Consider the following 9,201-nt stretch of genomic DNA (forward strand, 5'->3'; position numbering starts at 1 on the left):
AGGGGGCGAAACGCAGGCGAGGGTGCCCATGTGATGAGGCGTTTTCCTTTGTGCCGCAGGGGGCTACTGTGTCGCTCATGGAATCGGAACTGGATTATTGGAGCGCAAGGGCGCTGTTGGAATGGCAGGTGGAGCTTGGCGCCACCGAGGCCATGATGGACGCGCCCATTGATCGCTTCGGGTTGGAAGACCAGAAACCCAAAGCCGCGCGCGCTGCCGATGCACCGCCGCCACCGGTGAAGCCAAAGACGATCGACCCCGTGGCGGAGGCGACCAAGGCCGCCCAGGGCGCCGATGCGCTGCCCAGCCTGCGGGCTGCAATGGAGGCCTTTGAGCATTGCGATCTCAAGCGCGGCGCGCGCAATCTGGTGTTTTGTGACGGCCAGGCCGGGGCGCGGGTGATGATCATCGGCGAAGCGCCGGGCCGGGATGAGGATTTGCAGGGCAAGCCTTTTGTCGGGCGGGCCGGGCAGCTGCTGGACAAGATGCTGGCCGCCATCGACCTCAGCCGCGACCAGAATGTCTATATCACCAATGTGCTGCCCTGGCGTCCGCCGCAAAACCGCGATCCGCTGCCGGCGGAAATCGCCATGCTGGTGCCCTTTCTGGAGCGCCATGTGGCGTTGGCGCAACCGGATGTGCTGGTGCTGATGGGCAATATCTCCTGTCAGGCGGTGCTGGGCAAACGGGGCATCACACGGCTGCGGGGGCAGTGGGAACAGGCCTGGGGCAAGCCGGTGATCCCGATGTTCCACCCCGCCTATCTGCTGCGTCAGTCCCATGCCAAACGCCAGGCCTGGGCCGATCTCCTGGAGTTGCGCGCGCGGCTCAACAGCCTGAACTGATCCCGTCATCAAGGACATCTGCTTATGAAAATCCTCGCGTTTTCCGATCTCCACCTGGTCGAGGAACTGGCCGTCGATCTGGTGACTGCCAGTGTCGGCGCGGATCTGGTGATCGGCGCGGGAGATTTCTGCAATACACGGCAAGGCCTGCCGCGGGCGATGGAGATGCTGGCCGGGATCGCGGCGCCGATGGTGGTGGTGCCCGGCAATGCCGAGAGCGCCGAAGAGCTGCACGGCTGTGCGCTGCCGTTCATGACCGTGCTGCATGGGCAGGCGGCCGACGTCCAGGGGCTCAGGATCTTTGGGCTGGGCGGCGGCATCCCGGAGACTCCCTTTGGCGACTGGTCGTTTGACCTGTCGGAGCGTGCCGCCGCCCGAGAGCTGGCGCAGGTCGGGGAGATCGACATCCTGGTGACCCATTCGCCTCCAAAGGGCGCAGGCGACACCACCTCGGCCGGGCTGTCGATCGGCTCTGACAGCATCCGCGCCACCATCGAGGCGACGCAGCCGCGGCTTGCGGTCTATGGCCATGTGCATGATTGCTGGGGCTATCGGGGCCGGATCGGGGGGACGGAGTGCGCCAACCTCGGCCCAACGCCCAACTGGTTCGAGGTGACGCCATGATCGCGCTTTCCACACTTGTGGCCTTTGTTCCGGCGGCGCTGGCGCTCAATATCACGCCGGGGGCGGATATGATGTTCTGCCTCGGTCAGGGGCTGAAATCCGGCCCCCGCCCGGCGCTCGCGGCCAGCCTCGGCGTGGCGGCGGGCGGCATGGTGCATGTGGCGCTGGCGGGGCTTGGCGTGGCCGCGGTGGTGGCGACGCAGCCGGCGCTGTTCGACATCATCCGCTGGGTCGGCGTGGCCTACCTGCTCTATCTGGCGTGGGGCGCGATCCGGCATCCGGGCGGAGCCGAGGCCCCGGGGCAGGCGGTGCCCGCCAGACGTGCGTTCCGTGCCGGGCTGATGGTCAATCTGACCAACCCCAAGGTGATCCTTTTTGTGCTGGCCTTTGTGCCGCAATTCGTCCGTCCCGAGGCCGGATCGGTGCTGGGGCAGTTCCTGGTGTTCGGCGCGATCATCGGGCTTGGGGGCGTGCTGGTGAACGGCGGCGTCGGGGTCTTTGCCGGACGGGCGCGCGCGCTGTTCGCCGGCGGCGGGCAGGCCGCGCGCTGGATGAGCCGGATCACAGGTGGTATTTTTGCGGGCCTCGCGCTGCGGCTCGCGCTCTTGGAAAGGGCCTGACAACCATGTCCCGTATCGACGACAGCACAGATTTCATTCCGGTCCGCATCGCCATCCTGACGGTGTCCGACAGTCGCAGCCTGGCGGAGGATCGCTCCGGTCAGGTGCTGGTCGACCGGCTGGAAGGCGCCGGCCATATGCTGGCCGACCGCAAGATCCTGCCCGATGAACGCCGCGACATCGCAGAGCAACTGCGCCTCTGGTGCGCCGACCCGGAGATCGATGTGGTGATTTCGACCGGCGGCACCGGCCTGACCGGGCGCGATGTAACGGTGGAGGCCCATCGCGATGTCTATGAAAAGGAAATCGATGCCTTTGGCACCGTGTTCACCATTGTCTCAATGCAAAAAATCGGCACCTCCGCCGTGCAGAGCCGCGCAACGGGCGGGGTTGCGCAGGGCACCTATCTCTTTGCGCTGCCCGGCAGCCCGGGCGCCTGCAAGGATGCCTGGGACGAGATTTTGCAAAAACAGCTCGATTATCGGCATCGCCCCTGCAATTTCGTAGAAATTATGCCCAGACTTGACGAACATTTGCGACGGAAATGATCTGCGGTCACGTATAAGCACGTAGACTGTAGGATACGTGCTATATCCATCAGTGGTTCGAGTGTCGGGCATATCATGGCCAGCCGGTCTTTCGGCCAGCCGAAAGGAAAGACGATGCGATTTTTGCGACACAGCGTTGTGGGCTTGTTCCTGCTTGGGCTGACGGCGGCCCTGGTGCTGTTTGCGGTGCAGATGATCCACTCTGCCATCCAGCAGAGCCTGGCAGAGGAACGGATCGCCCCGCCCGCGCGCGAGCGGGTGTTTGCCGTCAATGTGGTGACCGCGCGCCTTGGGCCCGAGCAGCCGGAAATGGTCGGCTTTGGCCATGTCGAAAGCCGCCGCACGCTGGAGTTGCGGGCCGCGGTCTCCGGGCGTGTTGTCACCCTTGCCGAAGCATTTCAGGACGGCGGCACGGTCACGGCGGGTGATACGCTGGTGCAGATCGACAAGGCGGATGCTCGCGCTGCCCTGGAACGCGCCGAAGCCGACATGATGGACGCCCAGGCCGAGAGCCGCGATGCCAGCCGGGCGCTGGTGCTGGCCCGGGACGAGTTGGAAACCGCGCGGATGCAGGCCGAGTTGCAGGAGCGGGCCTATCAGCGGCAGGTCGACCTGAAGGAACGCGGGGTTGGTACCGAAGCGCTGGTGGAGGCGGCGGAACTGACCGCGACCAGCGCCCGCCAGTCGGTGTTGACCCGACGCCAGGCCGTCAGCCAGGCCGAGGCGCGCGTGGATCAGGCCCGCACCCTGGTGGCACGGGCCGAGATCGCGTTGGACGAGGCGCAGCGCGATCTGGACGATACCACCGTCACCGCGCCGTTCACCGGCACCTTGCAATCCGTGACCCTGGTCGAGGGGCGGCTGGTGTCGGCCAATGAAATCCTTGCCCAACTGGTAGACCCGGATCAGCTGGAAGTGGCATTCCGGGTATCGACCACGCAATATGCCCGCCTGCTCGATGAGGCGGGGCGCCTGATCCCGGCCGAGGTCACGGTGACGCTGGATGCAGCCGGTGCCGGGATCCGTGCGGCCGGTCAGCTTGCCCGTGCAAGCGGCGCGGTCGGCGATGGCCAGTCGGGGCGTCTGATCTATGCCCGGCTGGACACGGTTGCAGGGTTCAAGCCGGGGGATTTCGTGACCGTCACCGTGCGCGAACCGGTGATCGAGAACCTGGCCCGCCTGCCGGCCTCGGCGATGGATTCGCGCCAGACCGTGCTGGTTCTGGGGACGGATGACCGTCTTGAGGAACTGCCGGTTCAACTGGTGCGCCGGCAGGGCGATGACATTCTGGTCCGTGGCGCCGGGCTGGCCGGGCGGCAAGTGGTGACCGGGCGCACGCCGCTGCTGGGGGCGGGCATCAAGGTGCGCCCGCTGACGCAGGGTGCGGAGAATGCGGCTGTCACGTCCGAGCCGGACCTGATCGAACTCACAGAAGAGCGCCGCGCCCGGCTCAAGGCCTTTGTGACCGGTAATGGCGGCATGCCCAGTGCGGTGAAGACCCGCGTGCTGGCGCAGCTGGAACAGGCGCGCGTTCCCGCCAAGCTGGTGACGCGCATCGAACAGAACATGGGCGGCTGACGCCCGCCTGCGGCGCGGGCCCATGTCGTGTCCGCCGCCCGCCCTCCAGGGGGGCAGCCCGATCAAGCACAGGTGACTTCTCATGGCGATCACACCGACCCAAAAGGCCAGCGGCATCCTGAGCTATTTCACCCGCCATCGCACGGCGGCGAACCTGTTGCTGATGCTGCTGCTGGTGCTTGGCGCCGCCGCGATCCCCAACATGCGGGCGCAGTTCTTTCCGGATGTGATTGTCGAATCCGTTGATGTCAGCGTGATCTGGGAGGGCGCCGGCCCCGAGGACGTCGACAGCGCCATCGTACAGGTGCTGGAACCGGCCCTGCTGGCGGTGGATGGGGTCGAAGAGACCCAGTCGTCCTCGCGCGAAGGGCGCGCTGTGATCGACATCGATTTTGAACCCGGCTGGGACATGGCCCGCGCCACCGATGATGTGCAGAATGCGGTCGATGCGGTCACCACCCTGCCCGAAGACGCCGAAGATCCGGAGGTCGAGCGCGCGATCTGGCGTGACCGGGTCACCGATATCGTCATCACCGGCCCGGTCGGGGCGCAGCAACTGGGGCTATTGGCGGATGAGCTGATCCTGCGGCTCTTTGAGGTGGGCGTCACCCGCACCACCATTCGTGGTGTCGCCGCCCCCCGCACCATCGTCGAGGTGCCCTCCAGCCAGCTTATTGCCCATGACATCACCATGGCGGAGATTGCGTCGGTGATCGCCGCCGAGGTGGAGATCAACCCGGCGGGCGAGGTCGAGGGCGCAAACGCCCGCGTGCGCACCGGCACCCAGAAACGCACGCCCGAGGAACTGGAGGCGGTTGTCCTGCGCTCCGAGGCGGATGGCTCGGCGCTGACGATTGGAGATGTGGCCACGATCCGGGTCGAGGGCGTGGATCGCCAGCGCAGCTATTTTGTCGGCGACAATCGGGCCATGTCGATCCGGGTGGACCGCTCTGACAAGGGCGACGCGATCATGATCCAGCGGCAGGTCGAGGACGTCGTGGCCGAGATGAACCTGTCGCTGCCGCAGGGGGTGGAGGTCTCGCTCATCCGCACCCGCGCCGAGGCAATCACCGGGCGGCTCGATATTCTGGTCGACAACGGGCTGATGGGCCTCGGGCTGGTGGTGATCCTGCTGTTTTTGTTCCTCAATGCCCGCATTGCATTCTGGGTGGCCGCTGGCATCCCGGCGGCCATGTTTGCCGCCATTGCGCTGATGTATATCGGTGGGCTGACGATCAACATGATCTCGCTCTTTGGTCTGATTATCACGCTGGGGATCGTGGTGGATGATGCCATCGTGGTGGGCGAACACGCGGATTTCCGCGCCCGTCGCCTGGGCGAGCCGCCAATGGTCGCCGCCGAAAACGCTGCCCGGCGCATGGCGATGCCGGTCTTTGCCGCGACGCTTACAACCGTGATCGCCTTTTTCGGCCTGGTCGCCATCGGCGGGCGGTTTGGCGAGTTGATCGCCGACATTCCCTTTACCGTCATTGCGGTGCTGGCGGCGAGCCTGATGGAGTGTTTCCTGATCCTGCCCAACCATATGGCGCACGCCCTGGCCCACACCAGCGAGCGGCATTGGTATGACGCGCCAAACCGGGTGGTGAACCGGGGCTTTCGCTGGTGCCGGGACCAGTTGTTCCGGCCACTGATGGTCGGTGTGGTCCGGGCGCGTTACGTGGTGGTGGCGGGCGCCTTTGTGCTGCTGGCCAGCCAGATGGCGCTGTTCATCAAGGGCGATGTCACCTGGCGCTTCTTCAACGCGCCGGAGCGGGCATCGGTGTCCGGCAATTTTGCCATGGTCGAAGGTGCCACCCGCGCCGACACGCTGGAGCAGATGCGCGAATTTCAGCGCACGGTTGAGGCGCTGGGAGCGGAATATGAGGAACGCTATGGCCGCAATCCGGTCGATTTTGTCATGGCCGAAGTGGGTGGCAACACGGGCCGGGGCCTTGCCGGGACAGAAACCAAGGACAGCGACCTCTTGGGCAGTATCGCGATCGAGCTCATCGATGCGGACCTGCGCCCCTATTCGAGCTTTGCCTTTGTGGGCGAGCTGCAGGAGCGCGTGGTGCAATTGCCCCTGACAGAGGTGGTGTCCTTCCGTGGCTGGCGCTCCGGTCCCGGTGGCGATGCGCTGGACGTGCAGTTCTATGGCGCCGATGTCACCACGCTGAAGGCCGCCGCAGAGGATCTGAAAACCGCCCTGACCCGCTATCCAGAGGTTTCGGCGGTGGAGGACAACCTCGCCTATGACAAGGAAGAGCTGGTTCTGGATCTGACACCGCAGGGACAGGCGCTCAATTTCACCATTGAAAACCTCGGTCAGGCCCTGCGCCGGCGCCTGAACGGGATCGAGGCCGCCACCTACCCGGACGGGCCGCGCTCTGCGCAGATCCGGGTGGAACTGCCCGAAGGGGAGCTGACAGCGGACTTTCTGGAACGCACCCAGATGCGCGCGCCGTCAGGGATTTATGTGCCCCTTGCGGATATCGTGACCGTCAGCCAGCGCACCGGATTCTCAACCGTCCGGCGCGAAAACGGGGTGCGGCTGATTTCCGTCACCGGCGACATTTCCGAGGATGATCCGGTGCAGGCCGAGGCCATCATCGAGGCGCTGGAAACCGAGATCCTGCCCAAGATCGCCGAGGAACGTCAGATCGAGTTCCGCCTGTCCGGCCTCAGCGAGCAGGAGGACGAGTTTCTCAGCGATGCGCGCACCGGGCTGATCCTGTGTCTCACCGGGATTTATCTGGTGCTGTGCTGGATCTTCTCCAGCTGGACGCGCCCGATCGTGGTGATGGCGATCATCCCGTTTGGCCTCGTCGGGACCATCTGGGGCCACCACCTGTGGGAGCTGCCGATGAGCATGTTCACCGTCGTGGGGCTGTTGGGGATGACAGGGATCATCATCAACGATTCCATCGTGCTGGTCTCGACCATTGACGAATACGCGCAAGAGCGCGGGTTGATCCCCTCGATCATAGATGGGGCGGCGGACCGGTTGCGGCCGGTGATGCTGACCACGCTGACCACCGTTCTGGGGCTGGCGCCGCTGATGTATGAGACCTCGCAACAGGCGCAGTTTCTGAAACCCACGGTCATCACGCTGGTCTATGGCCTTGGGTTTGGCATGTTCCTCGTGTTGCTGGTGGTGCCGGCGCTGGTCGCAATCCAGGCCGATGTGGCCCGCCCGATCCGGTCGTTGAAACGTGCCCTGGCTGCGGGGTCGCATGCGGGGGCCCGCCGCCTGCGGGGCTTGATGCTGCTGAGCGGTCTGGCACAGGTCGGCTGGATCGCGGTGACCCTTGGCTGGACCATGGCAAACGGCGTGCTGCCCGCAAGCCTTCGGCAGATGCTGCCGGGGCTGGCCGAGGTCGCCCCCATCCGCGCGGCGTTGCTGATGTGTCTGGGCGGGTTGGTTGTGCTGGGCGGGGTGACCTATGTGATCGGCGCGATCGGCGCGGCGCGGGGCACAGCGCGCCAGGACGCCTGAGCCAGTCGCGCCAGATCCGCCACCCGGTCCAACAGCTCAAGGCCCAGATCCTCGATCCGCGCAACCGGGACCCAACGGGCCTCCAGCGCGTCATCATCGGGCACCGGCTGGCCGGAGACATAATGGCACAGCGTCGCGACAAGGAAATACTGCCCGCCCACCGAGCCATCCGCATTGCGCGGGATCACGTCGAGCGTCATCAGCTGCGCGCCGGGGGCCGCGACAACACCGGTTTCCTCGCACAATTCGCGCGCGGCGGCCTCGGCGGCGGTTTCACCCAGCTCCACATGACCACCGGGAAACCCCCATGTACCCGCATTGGGTGGGTTCTTGCGCTTTACAAGGATCACGCAATCCTCGCCCTCGATATGGGCGCAGACCACCCCGAGGGCACCAAGGATCGGTCGGCGCGGCGGGGCCGCGGCTGGATCGGTCATCAGGATAGAGGCCTTCTGTCGACACAAAGGGCGCGGCGATGACAGGGGGGGGCGGCGTGATGATGGGCCCTTAGCCCGACGTGCAGCCCCGGATGTCCACCGCATGCGATGTGCCCAGCACCGTAAAGCGCAGGGCAGAGCGGTCAACCGCAACCGGGCCATTTGCGGCAGGCAAAAGCTCGGCCTCGGCGACCAACTCGCGGCCCTCGCGCCAGGATTTGGTCTCTGTCGCGATCAAAGTGCCGTCGCCTTCGATCACGGCGTATTCCTCGCCGCCCGCGGAGGGCATCGCGATCCGGGCGGAGACTTTCAGCCCGTAAGGCGTGGGCGACAGGCGGCAGGTCACCGCCCGCACCTGCGCCTCGCTGGCGGAGTAGGGCCGTGCCGCGAGCGCGGCCGCGATGGCCGGGTGGCGTCCGGCCGTCAGGTCGGCGCGATGGTCAAAGCGCAGCTCGGAGGGGATGCAGACGTCTTTGCACAGACCCAGTTCCATCCGGCCCTTGATGCGGATCGGCTGGCCTGGTGTCTTGGGGGTGATCTCGATCGGCAGCACCAGCTCGTCGTGATAGCCGATGGTGCGCATACCCGAGGTCAGAAACACCTCGGGCGTGGGCCAGGTGATGCGCAGTTCGGCGATATTGCGCGATCCGTGCCAATTGAACTGCGGCGGGATGCCGGCATCGCCCGGCGCGCGCCAGTAGGTTTTCCACCCCTCGGCGAGGCGTAGGTGCAATGCTCCCATGTAGCGCCCGTCGGCAGAGGGGCCGCCATCGAGCACATCGATGGACACGAGGTCAGCCATGTTCTCCTGCGCGGCAACGGGGGCCACGGCCGCAGTCAGAGCAGCCCAGGCAAGCAGGAGGATCGCAAGGCGGGTACGCCAGGAAGGATGCAAGGTCATGCCCAGAGCTATTGCCTCCGGGCACCGTCAAAGCCAAGTCACATCCCGGAGAGCGCTCGGGGAAGTAACTCAAACGTGACAGTTCCGGGGTGTTTATGACCAAGGGGGGCAGGGTTGCATGTGGCGCGCCTGCGCGTCATGCTGGGTCCAAA

General features: G+C 65.8%; 8 protein-coding genes. 6 read left to right on the forward strand and 2 right to left on the reverse strand.

The annotated features are described in order from the left end of the window. The first annotated feature begins 77 nt into the window (after positions 1-77). The 6 genes from MHM97_RS01040 to MHM97_RS01065 all read left to right on the forward strand — a co-directional run bounded on the left by MHM97_RS01040 (position 78) and on the right by MHM97_RS01065 (position 7,711). Positions 78-845: a uracil-DNA glycosylase gene (locus MHM97_RS01040; protein ID WP_239319204.1), complete on the forward strand. Its 768-nt coding sequence runs from the start codon at positions 78-80 to the stop codon at positions 843-845. A gap of 24 nt (positions 846-869) precedes the next feature. Beyond that, complete coding sequence (locus tag MHM97_RS01045; RefSeq protein ID WP_239318682.1) at positions 870-1,469, forward strand: metallophosphoesterase family protein; 600 nt, start codon at positions 870-872, stop codon at positions 1,467-1,469. Beyond that, complete coding sequence (locus MHM97_RS01050) at positions 1,466-2,089, forward strand: LysE family translocator (protein WP_239318683.1); 624 nt, start codon at positions 1,466-1,468, stop codon at positions 2,087-2,089. Before MHM97_RS01045 ends, MHM97_RS01050 begins: the two co-directional genes overlap by 4 nt. Before the next feature lie 5 nt (positions 2,090-2,094). After that, positions 2,095-2,637, forward strand: coding sequence for a molybdenum cofactor biosynthesis protein B (moaB, locus tag MHM97_RS01055; RefSeq protein ID WP_239318684.1), 543 nt, complete (start codon positions 2,095-2,097; stop codon positions 2,635-2,637). A 114-nt stretch (positions 2,638-2,751) separates the two neighbouring features. Then, a complete protein-coding gene (locus MHM97_RS01060; protein WP_239318685.1) occupies positions 2,752-4,215 on the forward strand; it encodes an efflux RND transporter periplasmic adaptor subunit in 1,464 nt (487 codons plus the stop codon). A gap of 82 nt (positions 4,216-4,297) precedes the next feature. Next, complete coding sequence (locus MHM97_RS01065) at positions 4,298-7,711, forward strand: efflux RND transporter permease subunit (RefSeq protein WP_239318687.1); 3,414 nt, start codon at positions 4,298-4,300, stop codon at positions 7,709-7,711. Here the strand turns inward: MHM97_RS01065 and MHM97_RS01070 are convergent. Together MHM97_RS01070 and MHM97_RS01075 are read right to left on the reverse strand one after the other, a co-directional pair. Continuing rightward, positions 7,657-8,148 (reverse strand): NUDIX hydrolase, encoded by a 492-nt coding sequence (locus MHM97_RS01070; protein WP_239318689.1) that lies wholly within the window; start codon positions 8,146-8,148, stop codon positions 7,657-7,659. The two genes, MHM97_RS01065 and MHM97_RS01070, sit on opposite strands and share 55 nt — an antisense overlap. A 70-nt stretch (positions 8,149-8,218) precedes the next feature. After that, a complete protein-coding gene (locus MHM97_RS01075; RefSeq protein WP_239318690.1) occupies positions 8,219-9,049 on the reverse strand; it encodes a protein-disulfide reductase DsbD domain-containing protein in 831 nt (276 codons plus the stop codon). Between the last annotated feature and the right edge of the window lie 152 nt (positions 9,050-9,201).

It is taken from the genome of Epibacterium sp. Ofav1-8 (genome assembly GCF_022348185.1).
In the GTDB taxonomy this organism is placed as follows: domain Bacteria; phylum Pseudomonadota; class Alphaproteobacteria; order Rhodobacterales; family Rhodobacteraceae; genus Epibacterium.